The sequence below is a fragment of the Maribellus comscasis genome (assembly GCF_009762775.1).
GTDB lineage: Bacteria > Bacteroidota > Bacteroidia > Bacteroidales > Prolixibacteraceae > Draconibacterium > Draconibacterium comscasis.
The window spans coordinates 7,295,074-7,319,649 of sequence record NZ_CP046401.1; the positions used below are offsets into that span (position 1 = coordinate 7,295,074).

The 24,576-nt window shown below is 39.8% G+C and carries 19 protein-coding genes; all 19 read right to left on the reverse strand.

Translation table 11 applies throughout. The annotated features are described in order from the left end of the window. Positions 1-28 precede the first annotated feature (28 nt). The gene (locus GM418_RS29145) at positions 29-1,252 is read right to left on the reverse strand and encodes a DUF1302 family protein (RefSeq protein WP_158871607.1); all 1,224 of its coding nucleotides are present in this window, start codon (positions 1,250-1,252) and stop codon (positions 29-31) included. Positions 1,253-1,254: 2 nt separating this feature from the next. Next, entirely contained in the window at positions 1,255-1,821 is a 567-nt protein-coding gene (locus tag GM418_RS29150) for a methyltransferase family protein (protein ID WP_158871609.1), read from the reverse strand. Between the two features lie 17 nt (positions 1,822-1,838). Beyond that, on the reverse strand, positions 1,839-2,633 hold the full coding sequence (locus GM418_RS29155; protein WP_158871611.1) for an outer membrane lipoprotein-sorting protein: 795 nt from the start codon (positions 2,631-2,633) through the stop codon (positions 1,839-1,841). Positions 2,634-2,663: 30 nt separating this feature from the next. Continuing rightward, the gene (locus tag GM418_RS29160; protein WP_158871613.1) at positions 2,664-3,329 is read right to left on the reverse strand and encodes a histidine phosphatase family protein; all 666 of its coding nucleotides are present in this window, start codon (positions 3,327-3,329) and stop codon (positions 2,664-2,666) included. Positions 3,330-3,407: 78 nt separating this feature from the next. Further along, complete coding sequence (locus tag GM418_RS29165) at positions 3,408-4,472, reverse strand: class I fructose-bisphosphate aldolase (RefSeq protein WP_158871615.1); 1,065 nt, start codon at positions 4,470-4,472, stop codon at positions 3,408-3,410. A gap of 10 nt (positions 4,473-4,482) precedes the next feature. Next, positions 4,483-5,403, reverse strand: coding sequence for a cation diffusion facilitator family transporter (locus GM418_RS29170; protein WP_217447632.1), 921 nt, complete (start codon positions 5,401-5,403; stop codon positions 4,483-4,485). 14 nt (positions 5,404-5,417) lie between these two features. Then, positions 5,418-6,047, reverse strand: coding sequence for a class I SAM-dependent methyltransferase (locus GM418_RS29175; RefSeq protein WP_158871617.1), 630 nt, complete (start codon positions 6,045-6,047; stop codon positions 5,418-5,420). 190 nt (positions 6,048-6,237) lie between these two features. After that, complete coding sequence (gene feoB / locus GM418_RS29180; protein WP_158871619.1) at positions 6,238-8,757, reverse strand: ferrous iron transport protein B; 2,520 nt, start codon at positions 8,755-8,757, stop codon at positions 6,238-6,240. 16 nt (positions 8,758-8,773) lie between these two features. Then, on the reverse strand, positions 8,774-9,475 hold the full coding sequence (locus GM418_RS29185; protein WP_158871621.1) for a class I SAM-dependent methyltransferase: 702 nt from the start codon (positions 9,473-9,475) through the stop codon (positions 8,774-8,776). A gap of 33 nt (positions 9,476-9,508) precedes the next feature. After that, positions 9,509-11,875, reverse strand: a complete 2,367-nt coding sequence (locus tag GM418_RS29190) for an efflux RND transporter permease subunit (RefSeq protein WP_158871623.1) — start codon at positions 11,873-11,875, stop codon at positions 9,509-9,511. A gap of 76 nt (positions 11,876-11,951) precedes the next feature. After that, positions 11,952-12,803, reverse strand: coding sequence for a hypothetical protein (locus GM418_RS29195; RefSeq protein ID WP_158871625.1), 852 nt, complete (start codon positions 12,801-12,803; stop codon positions 11,952-11,954). Positions 12,804-12,821: 18 nt separating this feature from the next. After that, on the reverse strand, positions 12,822-14,615 hold the full coding sequence (locus GM418_RS29200) for an ABC transporter ATP-binding protein (protein ID WP_158871627.1): 1,794 nt from the start codon (positions 14,613-14,615) through the stop codon (positions 12,822-12,824). A 74-nt stretch (positions 14,616-14,689) separates the two neighbouring features. Continuing rightward, the gene (locus tag GM418_RS29205; protein WP_158871629.1) at positions 14,690-16,516 is read right to left on the reverse strand and encodes an ABC transporter ATP-binding protein; all 1,827 of its coding nucleotides are present in this window, start codon (positions 16,514-16,516) and stop codon (positions 14,690-14,692) included. 59 nt (positions 16,517-16,575) lie between these two features. Next, entirely contained in the window at positions 16,576-17,193 is a 618-nt protein-coding gene (locus GM418_RS29210) for a TetR/AcrR family transcriptional regulator (protein ID WP_217447633.1), read from the reverse strand. Between the two features lie 125 nt (positions 17,194-17,318). After that, positions 17,319-17,645 (reverse strand): DUF2149 domain-containing protein, encoded by a 327-nt coding sequence (locus tag GM418_RS29215; RefSeq protein WP_158871633.1) that lies wholly within the window; start codon positions 17,643-17,645, stop codon positions 17,319-17,321. Then, a complete protein-coding gene (locus tag GM418_RS29220; protein WP_158871635.1) occupies positions 17,614-18,273 on the reverse strand; it encodes a MotA/TolQ/ExbB proton channel family protein in 660 nt (219 codons plus the stop codon). The genes GM418_RS29215 and GM418_RS29220 overlap by 32 nt, the downstream gene beginning before the upstream one ends. Further along, on the reverse strand, positions 18,264-18,971 hold the full coding sequence (locus GM418_RS29225; protein ID WP_158871637.1) for a hypothetical protein: 708 nt from the start codon (positions 18,969-18,971) through the stop codon (positions 18,264-18,266). Before GM418_RS29225 ends, GM418_RS29220 begins: the two co-directional genes overlap by 10 nt. Before the next feature lie 44 nt (positions 18,972-19,015). After that, on the reverse strand, positions 19,016-23,722 hold the full coding sequence (locus tag GM418_RS29230; RefSeq protein WP_158871639.1) for a cobaltochelatase subunit CobN: 4,707 nt from the start codon (positions 23,720-23,722) through the stop codon (positions 19,016-19,018). 202 nt (positions 23,723-23,924) lie between these two features. Continuing rightward, the gene (locus GM418_RS29235; protein ID WP_158871641.1) at positions 23,925-24,572 is read right to left on the reverse strand and encodes an HmuY family protein; all 648 of its coding nucleotides are present in this window, start codon (positions 24,570-24,572) and stop codon (positions 23,925-23,927) included. Between the last annotated feature and the right edge of the window lie 4 nt (positions 24,573-24,576).

Sequence of the window (24,576 nt, forward strand, 5' to 3'; positions counted from 1 at the left end):
GAGCCTTTTTAGCTTATATTTAATAAGCTTAAAAACTAAACTTCGCCTTTACCCAATATTCTGAGTTGTCTTTGTAATACGAAAACATGCCGTTGTCACCATTAAACCAGTCATATCCGGCCATAAAATGAATTTGGTCGGTGACAGAATAATCACATGAAAAGCGTGTAAAAGAAGCCTTATTAATTAAATCGACATAGGAATACGATTCCAAGTTTAAGGTACTTCGAAATATTTTTTTGGAAATACTAAGGGTGGTATAAGCTGTATTCTTATCGTTTGTCATCGATTTTTCATAGTTGTTAATCAGTTTATGATAGTATTGTGCCATCAACGTCCAATCGTTCCCTGCGTACCAGTCAACTCCCAGTAAAATGTTGGTTGTATTCTTTTTAATGAATCGATTATTGTTGATTTCCTGGAGTTCTCTGAAATACTGAGCAACTTCTCCCCTGATTACAAATTTGCTGACAGGCAACGAAAAATCAATTCCCAACATATCCATCCGGGAGTAGTTTTCATCAAGCAAAAGTGTATCGCCGTTTTGCGAATACCCATAATTAAACACCGGCATTTTATTCCAGGTATGCAGTGCTGATACAGAGAAATCAATTCTGCTCAGATAGAACGAAAAGCGGCTACCAAATTCACTGTTTTTAAGGTTTTGAGCTGGGGTATTATCCATATCGACCTGATAAGGCGTTTCAAATGAGTGGGTGATTGACCAGGGATTTTCTTCTTTGACCGGGAGAACAAAAAACTCAGAAACAGGTACAAACACCAATTCAAAATTATAATTAGGCTTTATGTACATGAGACGAAATGCATTTACTGGGATTCGGATATCATCATAATCGCGGGCAAGGAATTCACTGTAATCCATAGGCGAAATAATATCTGTAATGCGCAAACCATCGGCAACGCCCCAGATCACGATTTGTTTGCCCACTTTAAAATCCCAATTGTTGGTAGTGTATTGAAAAAACGCTTCGCGCAGTTCAATCTTGGGTTCGCTTTCAACCAAACTATTATAAACCGAATTGAGCGATGCGAACATATACGATTTGCCTTTGGTTATATCAAGTTCAGTACGCAACCGGCTACGTGAACTCATAAAATTATAAGGCTCCCGGCTCCGAACAGCGTGATAAGTATCTGCAAAACCGCTGAAACGAAATTGCAAATTATCGTCCTGGGCAAAAGAGAAAATTGGAAAATAGTATATCAACAAAAACAGAATTCTATTTTTCATAATTACAATCTTTTAAATCCGATATACCTTGGGATATTTTTCTTGAAATTTTCGTATTCTTTCCCATATTTATGAGTGAGGAAAATTTCTTCTTTTTTAACCGTACGATGTGTGGTGATAATCCAGTAAATAAAAATCACAAAAAATAATCCATAAGGAACAGAAACATTCCATCCCATAATGCACAATCCCAGGATGAACAAAAATCCACCAACATACATCGGATTTCGAGAGAATTGATAAATTCCTTTTGTGTTCAGCTTCCCGGGTGAATCGAAGAAAGTTGACATTGCTATAAAATTTAGTGCCACACCAATTATGCTCAAGACACTTCCAATAATAAATAATATTCCATTTTGAACAGGAATAAACAGAGCGGTTAAAATTTGACCAAACAATGAAATATACCAGGTACACACCATCTGTCTCCTGTTGGCATAGTTATATAATTCAGGATCTTCGATAGGTTTCCCCCTTTTTTTGTTAACTACCGGCATGTATGCCCAAATAATTACATAGCCCATCACCACAAAAAACCACAGATTAAAAAATGAAATAGTCAGGTCCATTATGATAGAATTTATGGTTAAATACTTCCTTTTTCCAAATTTACTACGGTAAACGAATTCTCGTCAATCGGGATATTGTATTTTGGATCTTCAATTAATATTATAGTCTGGTGGTTGGTTTGTACATTTTTCATGTCCATTTTTTTTGCCAGCCAGAATCCATCTGCTTTTTCAATATCCGACATTTTGAGTTCACGGTGAAGTTTTTTATTTTTATCATAATACTCTACTTTCATGGCAATAAGGCAATCCTTTCGTATCCAGGAGACCTTTTTTGAATAAATATCGCGGCTGTCTTTTGAAGTTGATTCCACAACCCAGCATATGTATCCGTCAAGATTCTCTTCCTGCAGTAATTTATGGTCATCCTCGTCAACATTACGACTTCCCATGTCGTCGTATGTAAAATCGGTGCCCATAAAATAATCCTTTTTGGCCGACGAACCACTTATTCTGCGCGTTTTTTTCATGGCAGGCAGGTAAAGCCATTTGTCGTCGTCTTTCCCGATTTCATCGTAATCCCATGTGAGAAACCCAGTACCTTTTACATCGCCGGGATACCGGAAAAACATCAGGGTTTTGCGGTCTTTCATATTTCTACCAAAATCCATCGAATATGAAATAACTTTACGTTCACGAATACTTCCCCGTTTGTTAATGAGTTGCATGGTCATTTCCGACGACCGGGTGTCGCCATCCGGCCGGTCTTTTACTTTTTGGATAATTTCACGTCCGTTAAGCGTTTGCGCCTGAATATTTGTTGTTACAACAACCAGACAGAATAGTAAAGTATAAAATTTTAATGTTTCCATTTTTTTCTTTTTGAGGTTTTATTATCGTTTCTATTTCTTCATTATTTTTCCGTTTGCCATTTCGTAAATAAAAGGGCTATCTGCAGGTATTTCTAAATCATATATTTCTTTTTCTGTGTGATTTTCAATAACCATGACTATGAGACGCAGACTATTGTTGTGAGCGGAAATAAGAACATTCTTATCTTTTTCCAACTGAGGGATTATCTTTTTTCTGAAGAAAGGAATGACACGTTTAGCAGTATCTCTCATACATTCAACATTCTCTAATGGTTGGTCATAGCAATAACACCATTTATTAAGGTATTCAATACCATATTCTCCAGACACTACGGTTTTGTCCCTGGTTGGTAATTCGCATTGTTCATTAAGATGCCAGTTCCGAAAAACAGGAATGATGCTTTCCTCCATCGACTTGCTATTGGAGATTATCCAATCGTCTATCTTTTTATTCTCGGAGATCAAAACGGGCATTTTTTTGCTTTTGTTCTGCGTAAGGGCAATCATTGCAGCTTCTATTGCTCTGATTTGCATCGATGTGACCACAATATCAAACTTAATTTCGGATGTTTTTGCCCCTGTTTTTAACGCCTCAATAATACCAGTTGAAGACAAGGGTACATCAAACCAACCGGTAAAGACATTTTTATTATGCCAAACATAATCTCCATGCCTCATTAAAATTAATTTTGCCATAGTTCTGCAATCTTTTTTGTAAGAAGTCTGGGATCCGAAAATCGAAGTTTTACCAACCTCTGTCTTTCGGCCTTTTCATTACGCAATAGTTATTTTTTCATCTAAATACACTGATTGAACGGCCTCAACTATAGAAACACCTTCCTCAAAAGGCTTTTGAAAAGTTTTTCTCCTCAGTATCAACCCACTTCCGCCGGCACGTTTGTTAATAATGGCTGTCCGCACTGCATCGGCAATATCGTTGTCTACTGAAGCTCCGCCGGAATTAATTAAAGGGATACGTCCTGCATAATTGTTCAAGAGTTGACAGCGTGCCAAATCGATGGGATTATCAGAACTTAATTCGGAATAAATCTGTTCGTATTTCCCTAATTTTTTCCTGTCAGCATTCAAAGCTTTATAACCATCATTCTTTTCAGGAAGTTTTTGTTTGATAATATCTGCTTCAATGGTTACATCTAAATGGTTAGCTTGATCTGTTAAGTCTGCAGAAGCATGGTAATTTTTATTTCTTTTGAAATTGCTATTTCTGAGATAACACCATAAAATTGTAAATAGCCCTTTTCGATGTGCATAGTCAAAAATTTTACTGATTTCTGCTATTTGACTTTCAGATTTAGTTGAATCGAAACAAATCGTAGCCCCAATTCCGACAGCTCCCATATTATAAGCCTGGTCAACTGAAGTAAAAAGAATCTGGTCAAAAGTACTGGGTGAAGTGAGCAACTCGTTATGATTTAGCTTTACAATAAACGAAATTTTATGAGCATATTTCCGCGAAACAGTTCCAAGTACTCCCAGCGTAGAAGCGATCCCGTTGCAGCCGGTAGAAAGAGCAAACTTTATAATATTCTCAGCATCAGAATATATCGGGTTCTTTGCAAACGAAGCCTCCGCTGAATGCTTAATTCCCTGGTCAACAGGTAAGATTAACAGATAGCCTGTGCCGGAAAGGTGTCCTGAATTGTATAACCGGTTCAGGTTCCCAAGCACACGATTGTTTCGGCTAGACGATAAAAAAATGTTATCAACGACATTTGGGGTAGGTGTGGTTATCATCTTTTTATTAATGTTGGGCGAAGAAAATTCGAGTAATGTTGAATCCTTTCCCAGTAATTCCTGAATTTGTTTTGTCTGCAACATAATGATGTTTTTAACTGTTATTAGTATTTATCAGGTTATTATTCCCCTTGCAGCAGTTGTAACCCACTTGCAGGGTGATGTGCCGGATACCAAATTTTTCGCGAAGTAAATGTTCTGTTTCTCCTTTCACTTCCATCATTTTTATCATATCAATGTTATTTATAAGATTTAAATGGGCTTCGAGGTGTGTCTGAGAATCATCGAGTTTCCAAACATGCATGTGGTGGATGTTATCCACTTCGTTTATTTTTTCAACTTCAGCTTTTACTTTTTCAATATCAATGTCATGCGGAACAGCCTGCATCAAAATATCAACAGTTTCTTTAACAATGCCCCAGGTGTGCCAGATAATGTAAATACCTACCAAAACCGTGATAAGCGGATCTATCCAGTAAACTTTCCAAGTCCATATTGCAAGCCCACCAGCAATTACGGCTACCGACGAAAGCGTATCTCCTAATAAATGCAGGTAGGCAGCTCTTACATTTAGGCTGTGCGATTTGTCTTTATGCAAAATCACCACAGATATCAAGTTAGCCAGTAAGCCAAATATTGCAATAACAAGCATTAATTTCCCTTTTATGGGCTGCGGGCTGATAAACCGCTCGTAAGCCTCGTAAAACAGGAAGACACAAATTGCTATAAGTACAATGGCATTAAAAAGCGCTGCCAGTATTTCTATTCGTTTATATCCAAATGTATTACTTGCGTCGGGTTTTTTCCGGCTAATTTTTCCGGCTACAAATGCAATAAATATAGCTGACGAATCGCCAAGGTTGTGCAAGGCATCGGACAACAGCGATAAACTGTTGGAAATTAGCCCTCCGATTATTTGCACTATCGTTATAGAAATATTCAGCAGGGTGACCCACAGGAGCTTTTTCCCTTGCAGGTTTCTGTTGTGATGATGATTTTCATGGTGATGAAACATATCTTTTTTAATTTCTACTTTTTTTGACCTTTTATAAAAAGTGCTTTCGATTTCTTGCCAATCAACTCTGTATTCGTTATTTTGAATTTATATGATTTCAAAAGGCTGGTAGCATCTTCTAACCCAAAATTTCTACCGCCTTTGGGTGGTTTACCGTACGTTTTAAGGTAGCGGTAAATTAACCCGGTCTTGTAACGAAGTCTCATCCCTTTTTGAGTATAGCTAACTACGATTAAAGAACCATCCTTTTTTAGTACTCTTTTACATTCTTTTATTGCATTTTCTGGATTAGGGACAATATGGATAAGATTGGCCATAAACACCGTATCAAAGCTGTTGTCGGAGTATGGCAGGTCGAAACAATCGGCTTTTTCAACCCGGATATTATTAAACGTTTTAAGGCAATCTCTTGCCACTCCCACCATTTTTTCAGATAAGTCGGTAGCCAAAAGTGAATCTGAGTTGTTCGCCAGTACTTTTGAGAAAGTGCCATTGCTACATCCTAGTTCAAGCACATTCCCTAAATTTTTCAATGCCGCAACCTTTTTTAAAATAAGGTCGACATCAGCCTTCCCAACCACATAATTGTTTCGTTCTTCGAAATTGTCGGCAAAACGCGACCAGTATGTTTCTTTTTGTCCCATTATGAATTCTTTTATCGTTCACAGTAATTTTTATCTATTCCTGATGTTTGTTTTTTCTTCTCACATTTTTGGCATTCGCCACAAAGGCTACCTTTTCGGCAAATCTGTTTTATGATTATATATACTGCGTATACCAAGGTTAAATCAAGAATTATATGTACGATTACCAGTTGCATAATTTTTAAAATTATCATAAAAAATTTCCGGCCTGATATACTGCAAAAGCCACGAGCCATGCCAGCCCGGTAGTATAGAGCATCGTGAATATTGCCCATCCCCAGTTCGACTCCTTTTTTATTGCGGCAATTACTGCAATACACGGGAAATAGATTAAAACAAACAGCATGAAACTGAATGCCACCAAAGGAGTAAACACTTTTTTCCCTTCTAATTTTCCCGATTGATGTACCTGATTTTGCAGATTGGAAATCAACGCCCCGGAGGTTTCGTCGGCTTCCATGCCTGCATTGTATAAAACGCCCATGGAGCTAACCACTACTTCTTTGGCTGCCAGTCCTGTAAGTATGCTTACCCCCATCTTCCAGTCGTAGCCAAGTGGTTCAATAACAGGCTCAATAGCATGGCCAAGCCTGCCAATAAATGATTGTTCCTGCCTTTCTGACTCCTGCAATATTTCGAGTTGTTGAACCTGGCTGTCCCGGGCTGTTTCATCAAGTTCCGTGTTGTTGTTCAATGCAGCTATTTGGCTGTCGTAATCTTGGCTGTACGAAACGTTTCGCGGGAAATATCCCAATGCCCATATCAGTATGGAGGCAACAAGGATTACCGTACCCATTTTTTTCAGGTATTCCCGCCCTTTGTGCCACATGTGCAAGGTGGTGTTTTTAAGCGTAGGGATGCGGTAAAGCGGAAGCTCCATTACGAAAGGCACTTCTTTTTTAGCAAAGGCAACTTTTTTCATAACCAGGGCAACAATAACCGCTATTATTATCCCTATCAGGTAAATAAAAAACAATATCAACCCCTGCCTGGCAGGGAAAAAGGCGGAAATGAGCAGCACATACACGGGCAGGCGGGCGCTGCACGACATAAAAGGTACAATTAGCATAGTAAGGAGCCTGTCGTTCCTGTTTTCCAGTGTTCGCGTTGCCATAATTGCCGGGACATTACACCCGAAACCCATGAGTAAAGGGATAAACGATTTCCCGTGCAGGCCTATTTTATGCATTAATTTGTCCATGATAAACGCGGCACGAGCCATATAACCGGTATCTTCCAACAGGGAAATAAAGAAGAACAGTATCAGTATATTGGGCAGGAAAATAATAACGCTTCCAACACCACCAATAATACCATCTACCAACAAATCCTTTAATACACCTCCGGGCATTATGTTGCTAATCCAATAACTTAACGTAGCAATTCCCATATCGATCCAGTCCATCGGATAACTGCCTATTGTAAAAGTAGCCTGGAACATCAGCCATATAAAAAAAAGGAATATCGGGAAGCCGAGTATTTTATGGGTAAACAGGTCGTCGAGGTTACGCACTTTTCCGTGAAATTGTTTTGGTTCCCTGTATGTTTCCTTTAGTGCCCCGGTAATAAATCCGTATTTAGCGTCGGTAATGATGGTTTCGGAGGGTTCGACATATTCCTGTTCCAGCCTTTTCACCACCTTATTTGCCGTAAATTCTATTTCTTCGTAATTCGGTAGCTTTGTAAGCTGTCTCATGGTGGTTTTATCTGTTTCGATAAGCTTGATGGCAATATATCGCGGAGAATATTTATCGGTTAACCCGGGATTTTCACATAGCTTTTCACGGATATTTTTGATCCCGTTTTCAATCATTTCCCCGTAATTGATGTGGGCATGTCTTATATTCGGATCCCGGTCCTCATAACTGTCAATTAATTTTTTCAACAATTTGCCAATGCCTTTTCCTTTGGAAGCTATGGTAGGGATAATAGGTATCCCCATCATCTTCCCCAAGGCTTTATAATCGAAATCCACACCTTTCTTTTCCAGTTCATCGTACATGTTCAGGGCTATCACCACTTTTATATCCATGTCGATGAGTTGAGTAGTAAGGTACAAGTTGCGTTCAAGGTTCGAAGCATCAACCACGTTTACCACAATGTCGGGCATTTTTTCGGTTATATGGTTGCGGACAAAAAGCTCTTCAGGAGAGTATTCGGTAATGGAATAGGTGCCGGGCAAATCGACAATATTAAAACGGTAGCCGTATTTTTTCATAACAGCTTCTTTTGCATCAACTGTTACACCGCCGTAATTTCCCACCCGTTCGCGCGAACCAGAAGCATAGTTAAACAACGTTGTTTTTCCACTATTAGGGTTTCCTACCAGGGCGATATTGATAAATTTTCCCTTTTTCCGGGCTGAAGTATTAAGTTTTTCCTCCACGGTAATACCATTAAATCCGATTTCGGAAAGATTTTCTACATCGGATTCGGATACAACTTCCACCATCCGGGCTTCGCTTCGTCTTAAAGAAAGATTGTAACCCATTATTTTGTATTCCACGGGGTCTTTTAATGGGGCATTTTTTATTACCGTAACTTTTTTCCCTTTTATAAAGCCCATTTCGGTAATACGTTTCCGGAAACCCCCATGCCCGTGTACCTTTGTTATAATGGCTGATTCGCCTGTTTTCAAGCCGGACAGGGATTTGTCTCTGACTTCGAGATTACCTGCAATCTGCCTCCTGTATCTTTTCCTTTGTCTCATTTCTTATGCTATTTGCTTATGGCTGCTGACTACTGGTATTTATATTTGTATTTTGATGATTTTGAGTACCATTTTCCTTGCTGCCACTATCCATTGCTACCAGGTAAACCATAGGTATTGCCCCTTTTAATATTTCCTGTCTGACAATCTCAAAGCCATTTTCTTTAACAAATTCTTGAAATGATACAACCGACCATCGTGTTCGTGCCCTGAATCCCATAATATTCATACAACGCGAAAAAAAATGACTCTGCAAATTTTCTCCATGACAGTAGGTTGGGATTATCACTGTCCCTCCTGGTTTTACCACCCGTTTTATTTCCTGCATAGCTTTTCCCGGTTCGAAAAGCAGATGTAGCACATTTGAAGCGATTGCAGCATCAAAAAAGTTATTGGGAAAATCCAGATTACATATATCGCCTTCCCTAAAATTTATATTTACAACTTCTTGTTTTCTCGCTTTTTCCTGTGCAATTTTTAACATTTCAGGCGATAAATCAATGGCGGTAATTTCAGAAACCAGGCTGCTTAGTTGTAAAGAAATTAAACCTGTACCGGTAGCGGTCTCCAATAAATTTTCAATCCCGGCAATGTCTTCCTTAAATATTTTGAACAGGTTTTTATAGGCTTCATTTGTCCCCGATTTCTTCCGGTTCTTATCGTACCTTTTCGCAAATGAGTCCCAAAATTTTCGCTCTTTATTTATCCTGTCTTCCATATATTTTTTGTTATTCGACTTTTCAGTTAACAGCTAATTTTTCTCTTTTCCGAAAGGTTTGGTTAATCTAATCAATGCCGGAGTTACGAAGTAATCGGTAAATAAAGCTGCCATTAAACCCAGAACTGCTAAATACCCAAGCCGAACCATATTGGCCACTGGCGAGAAGGTAAACATCAGGAAACTCATGCACAAAATAATGGTTGTCATAGCCAGGTTTTTACCGACTGTGTGAAAGGTATTTATGATTGCCTGGTTGTATTTTCCACATTCTTCAAATTCAACTTTAATCTGGTTAATAAAATGGATGGTATCATCAACGGCAATACCCAGCAACATAGGCAGTATGGTCATGGTCATCATATCGAGCGGTGAATTAAAATGCCCCATATAACCGCCAATAACTACCATCGGCATCAGGTTGGGAATCATTCCTATGAGTCCGGTTTTAACGCTGCCGAATACAACAACAAGTAGAAGGCCAATAATTACGAATGCCCAAATAATCGATTTTAGTTCCCCGGTTACAATTTTTTTATTTAATTCGGCAAACTGTACCGCACTTCCCACATAATTTACTTTAGCTCCGTGAAAACTTTCATTTCCTATTCTTTTTATACTATTTAGTTCTCTTACAATTTCATCCGTTGAAAATTTTTCAACCTGAACCTGCGCCCGCAACATCGAATAATCTTCGTCTATCCAGTTAAAGGTTTTTGTTCCGCCCGACATTTCATACAGCAATAATACCTGTGCAATCATATCGCTGTTGCCGGGGATGGTATGGTATTTAACACTGTCGCTGTGCAGGGTTTGGTTCATCTCTTTAATAATATCGAGGATAGAAAAAACCGAAGCAGCATTTTTATTCTTTTTAGTGAGTTCAAATGCAGAAACGGTATCCAGCAAGGCATCAAATTTTCGAAGTACTTCAGGGTCTTTTATGGCATCAGGTTCATCAAATTTCACTGTAATATTATAGGTGAGATAAGAACCTAACTGCGATTGTGTCACATCGTAAATCCGTTTGACGTAAGGAACTTTTGTCCCCAGAAATTCAAAGATATCCATATTGGTGGTGACGTTGCGGATTCCCGGGGCTATAATTACAATACAGGCAGCAAAGAAAATCAGCACAGCAACTTTCTTTTTTAAAACAAACTGCCCGATGTTTTCCATCCATTTTTCAAACAAAGGAATTTTGCTTATATCCTCTTCTTTTATTGCTTTGTCTTTTCCAAAGCTCATTAATATGGGAATAAGGATAATCACAAACAGGTAATCGATAAGAACAAAGGCAGCACATGCATAACCAACCCATGCAATAGTCATGATTCCGGCGGTGACGAAGGACATTACAGAACCAATAGTTGTGATTGCAGTAAAAAAGATAGGCCAGCCGGTTTCTTCAACGGCTTTTATCACCGCTTCTTTGCGCTTTCCTGTTTTTCTGAAAATACGCTTAAACGCATTAATCAGGTGAATGGAATAGCCAACTGACAGCGCCATACCCAGAATCATGGGAAGCATCATCATGTTTTGGTCGATGCCAATGCCCAGCCAGCCCATGCCTCCGAATACAACTATTACTCCGAGAATGGTAGTAACAGAAGGAACAATAACACCCCGGAAGGAACGGATAAACAGCGCTAACAAGATAATCATAGCGATAAATGCCGACAGGAAACGTTTCATCATTTCCGCCCCGAAAAAATCGCGTTCTTCGGTTTCAGTATAAGGAGTACCTGCCGGTTTCAACGTGTATTTGTCACTTTTCCACTTAGGATTGGTAATAATGCATATAGCCACTTCGCCCGACTGAAACATCGGGTCTTTATCGGTTACTTTTTCCCATTCCTCTTTTTCAGGATATTCCAGTAAGGAGAGAGTGAGCCAGGTTTCGGTACAATCTTCCGATACAACTTTTCCCTTCATAGCTTTTCGGGATAACACCAACTGACGAATCTTTTCCAGTCTTTCAGGATTGGTGGGAATACTATCTTTAAAGGGATTGATGACCTCAATTCCTTCTTCGGTCCCTACCGATATTTCCATATCGACCAGCGAAGTAATTTCATCAGCATAAGGCACACTATCAACCAATTCCTGCCCAATATTTTTCATCATGGTAAGCACTTCCGGGTCGAAAACATCGTCTGCTTCAATAAGGATACTGATGTTATCGTTGTTGCCAAACTGGTCTTCAAATTCTTCGGTGGCAATTTCAATGGCTTCTTTATCGTCAAACCAGTCATCGCGTGCATTGGCGATGTGCATTTTCTGAAGACCAAAAATTCCGAATACAGTAAAAAGCAAGGCAAAGATTATCAAATGCCAGCGGTACCTGAGCTGGAACCCGCCCACTTTTTTAAAAAAGGTGTTGATTTTTTGGATTTTCATTTTTTTGTTTTAGTTCGTTTCTAAAAGTCGCCTAGAGCTTTCTGGTTGGCTATACTTAAGCGACGATAAGCGGTTGTTAATATTTCTTTATGATCTTCTTTTTGCGAAACATAATTGTAGTAGTTAATATTACCAGTACAAATAGCATTAACAGCATTTCTAAGCAATATTTTGCCGGCTCAATCCATACCTCTTTGAGCATATTCCACCTGCCCAGTATTTCAACAAAATTCCAGAAGATAATTACGGTTGGCACGGCATACCGGATAGCATAAGCTAAATGGTCTATTTTTATAAGTTTAACAAACAGGATAAGCGACCAGAGAAGCGATGCAAACGCAACGAAATAGGTTACCGGATGCCTGTCGCCGGCAAAACTGGGATCGTAGGCAAAAAGCAACACCATGTAAAAAGTCCATAAAAGCATAATCATTTCCATGAAAGTTGCGAGTGCCGGATTACGTGGCGACTTCGGTAGCGGAATCTTTTTGTCTATTTTCAGTTTTTTCTGAAACCACAAAAACAGACGACAGCCGCTGTGCGTTCCAACTAAATAATACAACATAAACACAGCCCAAAACCCAACCGACGATGGCATGATTAAATATTCGGGTTTGGTAATAATTTCTCCATTCTCTACAAGCGGCTCAACTCCAAAACGGTTAGCATAATACACAAATGCAAATTCTATCCAACCGGTCCACACGAAAAGGCCTCCGAATAACCCCCAAAGCGTTGCAGATATTTCTTTTTTTGAAAGAATACCAACAACAAGAAATACTATTCCAATAAATCCTAATATTAGGGCTGCTTTGTAAACATGTTCATGCCCCAAGCCTTTTTCCATGAGGATCATGGCTGCATGCCCCAGCGGCATGGTTAATAATACGATAAGGAAAGCAATAATTCCGGTTAAAGGTTTTTTCATTGCAGGTATTTGTTTCTGTTAATTTTGGATAGGGTGCATTTGTCGCTCCATCATTTTAGAGAAAATTTCCTTTTGATTTTTTAATTCTTCCGGCGAACCGGTTTCTGCAACTCCGCCATTGGCTAGCACCACAATTCTATCGGCATTGGCCACGGTACGCATCCTATGGGCAATAATTAATACTGTTTTATCGCGTATCAGCTCCGAAATTCCTGCCTGTATTTTGGTCTCGTTTTCCACATCGAGCGAGGCTGTGGCTTCATCAAGAAGGACTATCGGGGCATCTTTTAATAATGCGCGGGCAATCGAAATGCGCTGACGTTCTCCGCCTGAAAGGGTTTCTCCGTTTTCTCCAATAACTGTTTCATAGCCTTGGGGCATTTTGCTTACAAACTCATCGCATTGTGCCAGTTTGGCCACGCGCATTACTTCTTTATCTGTTGCATTACGTTTGCCTAAGCGGATATTGTCCATTATGGAAGCATTGAACAATACCACATCCTGAAATACAACAGAATAGTTTTTCAATAGCGTTTCAGGTTCTATTTTGCTGATATCCTGTTTGCCAAGCGTAATCTTTCCTTTACCAATATCCCAGAAACGTGCGGCCAGTTTTGCCGATGTACTTTTTCCGCCTCCCGACGGGCCTACCAAAGCTGTTATTTCACCTTGCTTAGCCGTAAACGATACGTTTTGCAATACCTGCTTTCCCTCTCCGTACGAAAAGTCAACATCGTGGAATTCAATATCATAATTATCAGGCTTAAAATCTGTTTCTCCCTGTTGAATGGGCATGGCCTGCATTTCGTTCATCCGGTTGATGCGCACATTGAGGTATAACAATGCTGCCAGGTTGTTAAATACCTCGTTAACAGGATTGAAAATACTGGCCGATATCATTAAGAAAATGAAATATACGAACAAACTAACACTACCGGCTGCGACCATATTTGCTCCTACAATGATTACCCCTGCCAGTCCGAGTTTTAAAAAACTTTGAGCCGAGTTAACCAACATCCCCGTCAGTAATTCGCCGCGTATTAATTGTTTCTCATACGTATCAATAGTTTTGTGCAGTTCTTCTACATAAGTATCTTCCTGGTTATAAGATTTTATTTCCTGTATCGTATCTAAACCTTCCTGTATTTTCTCACTTACATCGCGTTTATTTTGGTATCCAATCTTATTCTCTTTGTTTATCAGTTTTTTAGAAATAAAAAGGATTGCTGCTGCAAAAGGAACCACCCAGAATAAAGCCAGCGAAAGTTGCCAGTTGTAAAAAAACAGACCAATAGCAATTAACACGATGCTGATAACAGAAGCAAACAGTTGCGGCACCGCATGCGAAAAGGTATGTTCCAAATCGGTATTATCATTCATTATGGTTGAAGTGAGGTCGGAAAGGTTTTTTTCGCCAAAAAATGCCAGGGGCAATTTGCGAAGTTTCTCGGCCAGCGAAATACGCCGGTTGGCGCTCTCATCGTAAATGGTTGTAAATGTGCTTTTATATTGAAGCATTGCGATGAAGAACATAATCAGCATAAACCCGATACCAAGCAAAACATAATACCAAAAACCATGTAAAACATAAGAGGAAGGATTTATTACTTTGTTCAGATATTCTTCGAGAAACAGGAAGATAAATACTGCTGGTAGCATAAGTGCTATATCGAGCAATGTTGTAAATAAAGTTCCGGTTATAAAATCTTTTGCGCCTTTTTCCGAAAGGGCTAAACGTTTTTGAAAGAAGCCCCCTCTAACTCCCCAAACGGGGAAGGAATTAGCAGCTGTATTGTTATTTTGTTGTTTCATTTTTTAAATTTTAATTTGCCTCTTCAGGATATTTTATTAGTCTGAATTTTGCACAACACCTGTGTAAGCGAAGATTATTTTTCGGAGAAAGTATTTGCCAGGTTTTCAACTCCTTGTTCTTCATGCTGGGAGAAGTTATTAGAGGAAGCTTTTATAGTCCACTGTACTGACTTTTGATATTCTTTCCACATTTTGGTGTAAATCCCTTCTTTCATTAATAATTCTTTATGGCTTCCCTGTTCGGCAATTTTTCCCTTGTTTATCACCAGAATATTGTCGGCATCTTTAATACTGGTAAGCCGGTGGGCAATCATCAGCACCGTTTTTCCTTTGGTAAGTTTTCCAAGCGCACGTTGAATAAGGTGTTCGTTTTCGGGGTCGGTAAAAGCAGTTGCTTCATCCAAAACCACAATCGGGGCGTTCTTTAATATAGCCCGTGCCAAAACAATACGCTGCTGCTCGCCACCCGACAAATAAGTCCCTTCCGTTCCTATTTTAGTATTTAAGCCATTGGGCAGGCGGTCGATTATTTCGCGGCATTGTGCCAAATCAACAGCCCGGTTTATTTCTTCAATTGTTGCCGAAGGATTTCCGTATTTAATATTTTCCAGCAGGCTGGTTTTAAATAAACAGGTATTCTGAAACACAAACGAAATGTGGTCCATCAGTTCTTTGTGTTCAATATCTTTTACATTCGTTTCGCCGATTAAAACCTCACCATCGTCGGCATCCCAAAAACGGGGCACCAGGCGGGCAATAGTTGTTTTACCACCACCGGAAGCACCTACCAGCGCCACTGTTTTCCCAGCCGATATAGAAAAACTGACATTGTCAACAGCCTTTTTGTTTGCCGCGGGATAGCTAAAAGAAACACTCTTAAAAATGATGTCGTGCTTATTTATAGATTTTGGTTGGGCAGGTACCGGCATTTGTTTTTCTGAAGTCAGGTTCTCCAGCCGGTCGATGGCTTCTTTGGCCTGCCCGAATGCCTGGTTCATGTACATACTTTTCATAATGCTTTGCGAAAAAACCGGGGCGATAAGAATGTATAAAAACATGTTTAGGATTACGCTTGCATAATTGCCCGTATGCCCGATAAGCAAAATAGCAGCAGGAACCAGAAAAAACGATATACCGTTAATAATTACCGTATATACCGACATGGGCACCCTCCATATTTTGGTATATTTAGTAACCATATCTTTATATCTTACAATGCTGTTGTAGAAGTTTTTAAAGGAGAAAACAGTTTGCTGGAATACTTTAACCACAGGAATCCCGCGGACATATTCAACAGCTTCGGTGTTCATTTCTTCAAGAGAATCCATGTAGCGTTGCATAAAATACCGCCCTCTTTTGCCCATCATAAAACTCATTATGGACATGGATAAAATGATAGGGAGAAGACATGCCAAACCAAGCCGCCAGTCGAAGACAAATACTAAAACAATAGCTGTTACCGGCATTACAACTGTTGCTGCAAGATCGGGCATTTGATGGGCCAGAAAACTGTGCGTAATGCTGGTATTGTCATCGATGATTTTTCGGATTCGCCCGCTGGTATTGTTGTCGAAGAAGCCAAGTGGCATCTTCACTATTTTTTTCATTGCATACCTCCGCATATTGCATTCAACCCTGAAAGCTGCCAGATGGGAAGCAGACAAGGCTAAAAAATAAAGCAAAATGCTGGCTATCGCCAACCCGGCTGCCCACCATGCATATTTTTGAACAAGGGCGGAAGAGGAAATTCCTCCTGCAGTAATAAATTCACGAATAATAAACCACACTAAAATATAAGGTGCCATACCTGTCAGCGCACTGATGGCTGATAAGACTAAAGAACCGGGGAGCAGTGCCTTCCTGCCGGTCATATAGAGTTGTAATTTTGATAATGTATTCATATTTAAATTTTTTTTATAAGTTTTCAAAAAAGAACAATGTTCATGTTTGTTCAAAATGATTAATCTTTCACCTGCATTAGCTTTTTCCAGCCGGCAGTTCCGAATTCCATATACTCCCTGATAAAATCCTCCAGTTCTCGGTGCGATAAATCGTGCATTACCAGTTCGCCTATTATGCTCATCCACCAGGAACTCATGGTGTGAATAAAAAAATCAGATACCCCACCGTTAATTGTCGGAAACTTTTCTTTCATCAGGGCAATGTATTCTTTGCCAACCTGGGTCTGTAATTCAATAAACTCTTCCCGGTAATTACCAAGTGAGGAGCCGGAGGATTTGAATAATAACAGCTTGAAATCTTCTTTGTAATTATCGATTAGTTTCACAAACATATCAATCTGGCTTCGCATATATTCTTCCGAACTGAAAATGTCGACACTGATATATTTGGGGCTGTTATGCTCTTCCATTACTTTGTCCATTGCACTTAAAAGGCCTGATAATATTTCACGGAATATTTCATCTTTATTCCTGAAATAATTATAAATATTACTTAGCCCTACTTTTGCATCCTTTGCTATATTCCGCATAGAAGCATCTTTAAATCCCTTTTCTATAAATTCTTTGCGGGCTACCTGCAGAATGATTTTTCTAATCCCTTCTTTTTGTGTTTGCATTAATGAACAATGTTCGTTTATACAAAACAACTCAATATATTTTTTCCCGGCAATCCCCATTTATTGGTATTTTTTGATATTAAAAATTAACAAAAGTTCGTAATGCCACTTTTCATCTCATACAATCATTCCGGCACGTAAATAATCTGTCCGTCATCCAGTTGATATGCAACACCAACCCTTTTCCCTCTTGTCCCATTTTCGTTTGTATCTTCAGATGGTTTATATTTTTCTATTTTCTCCCCTTTTTTAGTGATAATTTCCATTTGTTCCGTTCCGGGATTTTTAACCATTGTAAAATCATCTTTCGAGAAAAATTCATTCATCTGGTAACGGGTAACCAAGGCTACCATCAATGCCACGGCAAAAACCATGGCTATATCAAACAGATTGGTTAAAACCGACAACGGATCCTGGTCTTCATTCTTTTGTAACAACCGTCTCCTTCTCATAACTCATTTTTTTGTTATTGACCGAAATCGTGTTTAGATCCGCCTTTTCAAGTAACGATCCGGTAATATATTCCAGCGTATTTAAATCGTCGGCATACCAGCGTTGTTCAATTTGTAAGGTTATAAAACCAATGGCACCGATAAATACACCAATCACCGTTGTGGCAAAAGCCACCTGCATGTTGTGCGCCATAGTTGCCACATCGCCGTTTGCCAAGCCTGTTAGTGCCGGTCCCATGGGAATAAGAGTTCCCATCAATCCGAGCATTGGCCCCAGTTTGGTAAGACTTTTAGATTTTCCAAGGTCGGCATCGGCCAGTATTTCATAGTCGCCAATCAGCTTTTCCAGCAGGGCTTTCGATATTTTTTTCTTTTTTATTTTATCAATAAAATCAATCAAAGTATTACTAGGGTATTGCGACAATTGAAATTCTTCCAAAAATTCGTGAACAGGTTTTTCGTCGAGCAATTGTTTTAGTTTTTGGTTTGTGCGGCTCCTCGACACATAAATGCCATAGAACTTTCCGGCCAATAACAACGATCTGACAAAAAAAATCAGCAAAAAAACAATTACCGGCACCAGTAAGCCGGTTGTGAGCCAATAGAGCCAGTTTGTAATTATATCCATTTCTGTAAATTTTTCAGTTTTCCTTTATTCTTTGTTTTTTGAATAAAATACCCGGCAGCTCCAAGAAAGTAAATAAGCAGCAAAAAGGCCAGTAACCCTGGTAAGCCTACATCTGAATTATAACTACTCTGGTTATAATCGGCAAGTCCGGCGTTTAGAATAACCGCTCCCAAAAGCAATAATATATTGATATAAAACACCAGTTCCTGTCGCATATCTTCTACCAACAAAAAAAGCCGGATAATAACAGAGAGGATACCAACAACTAATGTTAAACCACCGGCAATAATAAAAGCTGCCATTCCAAAATGAACACCGGGAAAGAAATAGAAGGCTTTTAATTCGATATAAAATATAGCCCCTGCTATAACAATTCCCGGAAGTGGTCTAAAAAAAGAAAACCATTTTCTTTTTTCTGTAGAAACATAGTAATCATGTAAAACTGCCATACTTATCATTATACCGGCAATGGCTTCAGCCGTTATTACAATAGCCAAATCGGTAACTTTCGCTCTCTCTGAAAAAATCCCGGTAAATACCTTCAGTTCATTTTTTATTACCAATGGATAGATGGCATAGGCAAAAATACCTGCAGCTAGAGCGAATAAAACAACTCCCCAATATTTCGAGTAAAAGGTTGCTTTTGCCGAAAATTTTAGAATAGCAAGCATAAATATTATTTGCAGCAAACTTTCCATACAATTATTCTTTATACCGCAGTATCGTTATTCCGGTCTTTGTTTTATTCATTTTTCCCATTCTGCTTTTTTGTTTTTACGATGAAAAAAACCAACCCGGCCAATACAACAATGGCAATTACCCAGATGCTGTTATTCCCCTGTTTTTTTTCTGTTACCATTTGTTCATCAGACTCATTTTGTTTTTGCTGTTCTTTTTCAAGCACTACATTTTTATCGTTCTCCTGAAGTTTTACTTCGCGTACATCTTCTATATCCAACTGGTACTGTTTAGCCTGTTCAGGCTCAAGCCGGGCAGTAATAAACTCGCGCAATCTGGCATTATCGCACACAAACCCGCTACACCCGGCCTTATGGTTCCTGATTAATTCTACATGCAGGCTGGCAATTTCCTTTAACTGCGCATCAGTGGCTTTCCAGTAACCTTTACGGGCGGTTTCCAGCATTACCGAAGCCATCTCCTGGAGCGCATACGGGTTTTCTTCTTCGAACCTCTTCTTCACATCCAGATTGTACTTGTCTTTAACATATATTTCGTGATAAGAGTCCCAAATATAATCATCGATGGCAGCGGGTTTCATTACATTCCAGCCGTAAGTATTCCGTAAGGTTTCAGCGAAAGTTTCCATGGCGCTGGCCTTCCCAGCAAGCAGTTCCTTTATAAATTTCGGGTTGAACACAGTAGAATTAGTTTCCACGCCAATGGCTTCCTTTAGCTCCTGCATACGCGGATTGTTTTCATTTCGGAAGTCGTTGAAATAGGCTGAAGGGTCTTTTCCTGTTACATTTCGGACAGCCATATTCATTCCTCCCATAAATTCATATACGTGGTCGAGGCTTAGCGGTCCCCAGGTATTGCTTTGTCGTGGCTGAACAACGGTCTCGGCATTTTGCAGAGCGGCCTCAAAAATGCCTTCCCTGAAAGCGCCCCAGTTTTCGCTATCGTCGTACATTGCCCCCATGTTATGGATGTAGGTACTTGCAACCTGCTTTTCATTGTCCCATGCATCGCCTTTTTCCACAAGCCCCATAATGCCGGTGCCGTAATTCCCGTTTATCCCGCCAAATACACGGTTGGAGGAAAATTTACGTGCATCAAGCGGTGAAAAGCCTTTATCCAACAAATACTTTTCGGCTTCGAGAATTCCTTTTCGTACATAGTTGAGCGAATCCGCATCGTTGGCTTCCCCGGCCATGGTAACTGCTTTATGAATTAAAGCCAGACGGGATGCCGCCAAATCGCGTAACTGTCCTGATGTTTGAACGACTACATCTATTCGTGGCCTGCCCAGTTCTTCTTCCGGTATCAGCCGCAGGTTCTGTACATAACCGAAACCATCGCGTACAGGTTCAACCCCAAGCAAATAAAGAATTTGGGCAATGGTTGCTCCTTCAGTAGAAATAAAACTAGTAGACCATAAAGTAAAACTTACTTTTTGCGGATAACTGCCTTTGGCTTTGTATTCATTTTCGAGCAGCGACTCGGCCAGTTTTTTCCCCACCGCCCAGGATTCTTCAGTAGGCGTAGCCTCTGCATTTACCGAATACATGTTACGCCCGGTAGGCAAAGCAGCCGGGTTAGCCACCGGGTCTCCTCCGGGAGAAGGAGCAGTGTAGCCTCCGTTCAGGGCATTGGCAATCGCTATAAGCTCGGCTTCAGGGCTTCCGGACAATTCTGAATAATATTTTTTTATTGAAAGGATGCTGTTTTCCACTTTTAAAACAGCATTAGCATAGAGTTCTTCTTTTCGCTCAATGTCATCTATCCGGCCATTAATAAAATTCAAAGCTTTCTCCAAAGTGGAATTCCAGTTTTCATGCTTTGATAAATGATCCAGCTTTTCAGCGACTGTATTATTACAATAAGGAAAACATTCCGCGTTTCCTTTATAAAACCTAAGAATCTCTGCCATTTCAGCAAGCTTACTTTTATCATCCGTTTTTGAAACTGTTTCCGGAGCTGAGCTAAAAACCTTTTCAAGCAGACGAATATTTTCCGGTTGCGATGCGGTTTGCGCTTTCTCTTTCAGGGCCTGTTCCTTTTGTGCCAGAATTCGATCTTTCAGACTGTCATCGTTTATAAGCGACAATACTTTCAGGCGGATGATGCTGTCCTGCATTAATTTTAAAAGCTCAAGCATTTTTTCCTGATTGCCAATAGAAACCTCTTCGTACATTTCAGGAGCTGTTTTTGTCATTTTTTCAGCAAGTTCTACTGCCTCTGCCCGATGCTTTTCATCCAACATTTGTGAAGATTTTTCAAAAACTTTATCGGACTCCATATTTTTTATATAGCGCGTATTTTTCTCATCTTCAATTAATTCTACTACCAAGTCAGTTAAATCTTTTTCATCAGTGCCTTTTGCTTTTGAACTGCCATGAGGATGCATCATTGCTCCCTGCGAATGAAAGCGGTTTTGTTGTTCCCACTCATGTGCATCTTCTATCTCTTTTGCCGACAACAGTGTTTTCAAAACAGCCTGTTCTTCTCCCCCATTTAACACAGTTTGTATAGCTTTTCGCGCTTTCGGGCGATAATGTTCTGAAACAAATAAATTATCCTGTGCCTGTTTGGTTTGAATCTTTCCTCGTAACCCATCGAGTTCGGCCAAACCAAATGCAACGGGATCAAGAGTCATAAGTGAAACCGTTTCTTTTAGTTTGCTTTCTGAATAAGGAATGCCCATAGTATAAAGGCCGGCAGTAACTTTTTCTTCTTCAATTTCTTCAAGGTACTCATGTATTTTATGAATATCGTCAGCCGTATAATTTTTTGTTGAATCGAGGCCAATTGTCCGGTGGATATTCTGATTCTCGGCCAATGTTTTAATGGAATGCGCATACTGTTGTTTTACCGGCCCCGAGGGAAGGCTGTTATATTTGTCCAGTTTTTGATAAAGCTCATCCAGCTCGTCGTGCAACCCACTTTTCATAAAAGGTGGCGTAAGATACGTAAGCAAAGTAGCATAACTGCGTCGTTTGGCAATAATCCCTTCGCCAATATTACTGATGGTGTAGATATAAAAATGCGGAGTATTCCCGATTAAACGGTCGGGCCAGTCGTAATCGGAAAGGGCGACCTGTTTGCCCGGTGTAAATTCCAGGCTACCGTGTGTGCCGAAATGAAAAATGGCATCGGCCTGAAAGCCGTGCCGTGCCCACAAATAGGAAGCAATGTAGGTATGTGGCGGCGCTGTTTTTGCTCCGTGAACCAGTTTTTGGGTATCCTCACCAACTCCGGGAAGGGGTTGTGGAAGCAAACAAACATTACCCAGTTGCAGCCGGGCAATGGCAATGTATTTTTTATTCTCCTTTTCAACATTCATGTATCTCCCCGGGGCTTCACCATACTTATCTGCAACCTGTTGGTATAAATCGGTAGGCAAATCTGTTTTACACCATTTTTCGTACCTGCTTTTTTCTACCAGTTCCGGGTCGCCGGTTTTCAGGAACTCATTAAAAGTTCCCAGGGCATAAGAGCCCAGAACCGGACCTTTTTTCATTAAAAGTAACTCAAATTCTCTTTCCGTGGCGGGTAAGCCGTTAACATTATATCCTTTTTCTTTTAATGATTTTAAGAGATTGTACAATGAAGGAAGAACCTCCATATTTGAGGCAACAAGCGCATTTTGCCCCGGCCCTTTAAAGTAGTAAATGGCTACTTTTTTTTCGGCATTTTTCTTTTGTTGGAGTTTTAACCAGTTGGCGGTCATTTGGCAGAAATTTTCCATACGATTGGGGATGGCATCAAAAAGCAGGTTTCCGGATTCGCCCCTGAATTGGGCCACAATGGCATAAGGTGCCACGGCTCCATCAAGTTCGGGCAATACCACGCTCATCGATAACATACCTCCATACATCCCTTGTAGATTAGGCAGCCATTTATCGTATTCATCGAAAACAGTAAGTGGTGCGAGTATAGGAATATTTTTTTCTTTTAGCCAGTCAACAGCCATATCTTGCTGCCCCATAGCCAGCCGGCCGTGCGGCCTTAAAATTACCAGATCCGGATTGCAAATTTTTAGCAACTGCATTTTTTTCTCTCCGAACGAACGAATGGGGTATACATTTAATCCCTCTTTTTCGAGCCCGCGAATTAGCTTTTGTGTATGCTCAGGGTTGGAATTCTGGATGTTTATGTTTCCGGCAAGCAAGGCCACGCGGGGTGCGCCTTCCTTATAAAATCCACTCTCTTTATAATAAGTTTTGTATTCTTCGAAGGTTCCGAAAACCTGGTCGTCGTTTATGTGGAAATAGAAATCTTCGGGTAAAATAACCGCATCAGAATACGGCTTAGTGAAAAACTTTTTTTTATCTAATTCCTTTCTCGTGTAATTGAACAGGTTTTGAAAATTTGCTGTGCATTTATTATCAAGTAAATCAGAAATGTAGTCAAGTTCTTTGCCGGGGAGATTTGTTACATCATATTCCGGATTGGTTATATCTGAAACAAAAATTTTACACCCTTTTTGAGACGCTTTTCTTAATGTGTTAAGTTGCTCCGGCGAAATACGGACACCATGGCCACGGACGAGAATAAGGTCGTATTTATTGATTTTATCCAGTTCATCAAGGCCAATTCTACTTAATTTCACCCAATTATTGTTGTTGGAACGTTCCATTTTTTCGAGCACAAAATCGGGGAACGAAATAAGTGCTATTCTCGTGGGAGAAATGTATTTACCATATATAAAAATTGCCAGCATCAAAAATACTCCGATACTCATGGCTATTAATAACCTCTTTTTCATCTGTTTAAAGCTTTTAACTACCGAGTGCTCAAAAAATTTGTCATCATTGTTCTGAGAAATTTGAATAGTGATAGTTTATATTTGTTTCATCTTAAAAAGATAAAAAAAGGAGTGTCCCAAGAATTATTATTTCCAGTTAAAAATACTGCCATGACATATCTGAAAACCTTTTTTTGGGACAAATCCCTTTTCTTTATATTTTCTACTCTAAACTGGTACTACCATCCGATTGATAAGCATATTCCATGGTAATTCTTCCAGAATTGTCTTCATCATCCAGAAAACTTTTCAACCATATTTTAGCATATTTTCCATCGGCTGTTTTAACGATGAATACTTTTTCCGCAAATATCCACGCATGTTCATCATGGTCATATGAAGCCCAGTCATCACAAACAGAATTGCCTGTAGAACCTGTATAAACTGGAGGCATAGCAGGTGTAAGGGCGATTTGTATACTATCATCGACGGTATAGCCTGAAGCAGGGGCTACTAATACCTCTTCAAAATCGGTTTCCGTTGCTTCTAACATGCCGCCTTGCCCAATACCTGATACACCGCTATTTGTACGTACATCGTTACGGTGGAAAGCCAAATCCCAATCGGTACGTTGTTTCCATGTTGCATCGTCGCCATCTTGAGGGTCGGCAGAACCGGTACCAACAATATTACCATCTTCGAAATTAAAATAATGCCAAAGCGTACGCTCCTGGGCATCCAGGGTTAACGTATTATACATTGCCGCCTGGGGCAAGTCTTCTTCACTGCCGTCATCATCGTCGCATGATATTAGAAGGCCTGAAAACAAGGTTATAATCAGTAATCTTAATAATAATTTTTCGTTTTTCATCTTT

Bases quoted from the DNA above. Each gene is read 5' to 3' on its own strand.
- feoB (WP_158871619.1), bottom strand. From the start codon at position 8,757: ATGAGACAAAGGAAAAGATACAGGAGGCAGATTGCAGGTAATCTCGAA.
- GM418_RS29150 (WP_158871609.1), bottom strand. From the start codon at position 1,821: ATGGACCTGACTATTTCATTTTTTAATCTGTGGTTTTTTGTGGTGATG.
- GM418_RS29235 (WP_158871641.1), bottom strand. From the start codon at position 24,572: ATGAAAAACGAAAAATTATTATTAAGATTACTGATTATAACCTTGTTT.
- GM418_RS29160 (WP_158871613.1), bottom strand. From the start codon at position 3,329: ATGGCAAAATTAATTTTAATGAGGCATGGAGATTATGTTTGGCATAAT.
- GM418_RS29155 (WP_158871611.1), bottom strand. From the start codon at position 2,633: ATGGAAACATTAAAATTTTATACTTTACTATTCTGTCTGGTTGTTGTA.
- GM418_RS29185 (WP_158871621.1), bottom strand. From the start codon at position 9,475: ATGGAAGACAGGATAAATAAAGAGCGAAAATTTTGGGACTCATTTGCG.
- GM418_RS29210 (WP_217447633.1), bottom strand. From the start codon at position 17,193: ATGCAAACACAAAAAGAAGGGATTAGAAAAATCATTCTGCAGGTAGCC.
- GM418_RS29145 (WP_158871607.1), bottom strand. From the start codon at position 1,252: ATGAAAAATAGAATTCTGTTTTTGTTGATATACTATTTTCCAATTTTC.
- GM418_RS29200 (WP_158871627.1), bottom strand. From the start codon at position 14,615: ATGAAACAACAAAATAACAATACAGCTGCTAATTCCTTCCCCGTTTGG.
- GM418_RS29220 (WP_158871635.1), bottom strand. From the start codon at position 18,273: ATGGATATAATTACAAACTGGCTCTATTGGCTCACAACCGGCTTACTG.
- GM418_RS29195 (WP_158871625.1), bottom strand. From the start codon at position 12,803: ATGAAAAAACCTTTAACCGGAATTATTGCTTTCCTTATCGTATTATTA.
- GM418_RS29175 (WP_158871617.1), bottom strand. From the start codon at position 6,047: ATGGGACAAAAAGAAACATACTGGTCGCGTTTTGCCGACAATTTCGAA.
- GM418_RS29205 (WP_158871629.1), bottom strand. From the start codon at position 16,516: ATGAATACATTATCAAAATTACAACTCTATATGACCGGCAGGAAGGCA.
- GM418_RS29190 (WP_158871623.1), bottom strand. From the start codon at position 11,875: ATGAAAATCCAAAAAATCAACACCTTTTTTAAAAAAGTGGGCGGGTTC.
- GM418_RS29170 (WP_217447632.1), bottom strand. From the start codon at position 5,403: ATGTTTCATCACCATGAAAATCATCATCACAACAGAAACCTGCAAGGG.
- GM418_RS29215 (WP_158871633.1), bottom strand. From the start codon at position 17,645: ATGAGAAGGAGACGGTTGTTACAAAAGAATGAAGACCAGGATCCGTTG.
- GM418_RS29165 (WP_158871615.1), bottom strand. From the start codon at position 4,472: ATGTTGCAGACAAAACAAATTCAGGAATTACTGGGAAAGGATTCAACA.
- GM418_RS29225 (WP_158871637.1), bottom strand. From the start codon at position 18,971: ATGGAAAGTTTGCTGCAAATAATATTTATGCTTGCTATTCTAAAATTT.
- GM418_RS29230 (WP_158871639.1), bottom strand. From the start codon at position 23,722: ATGAAAAAGAGGTTATTAATAGCCATGAGTATCGGAGTATTTTTGATG.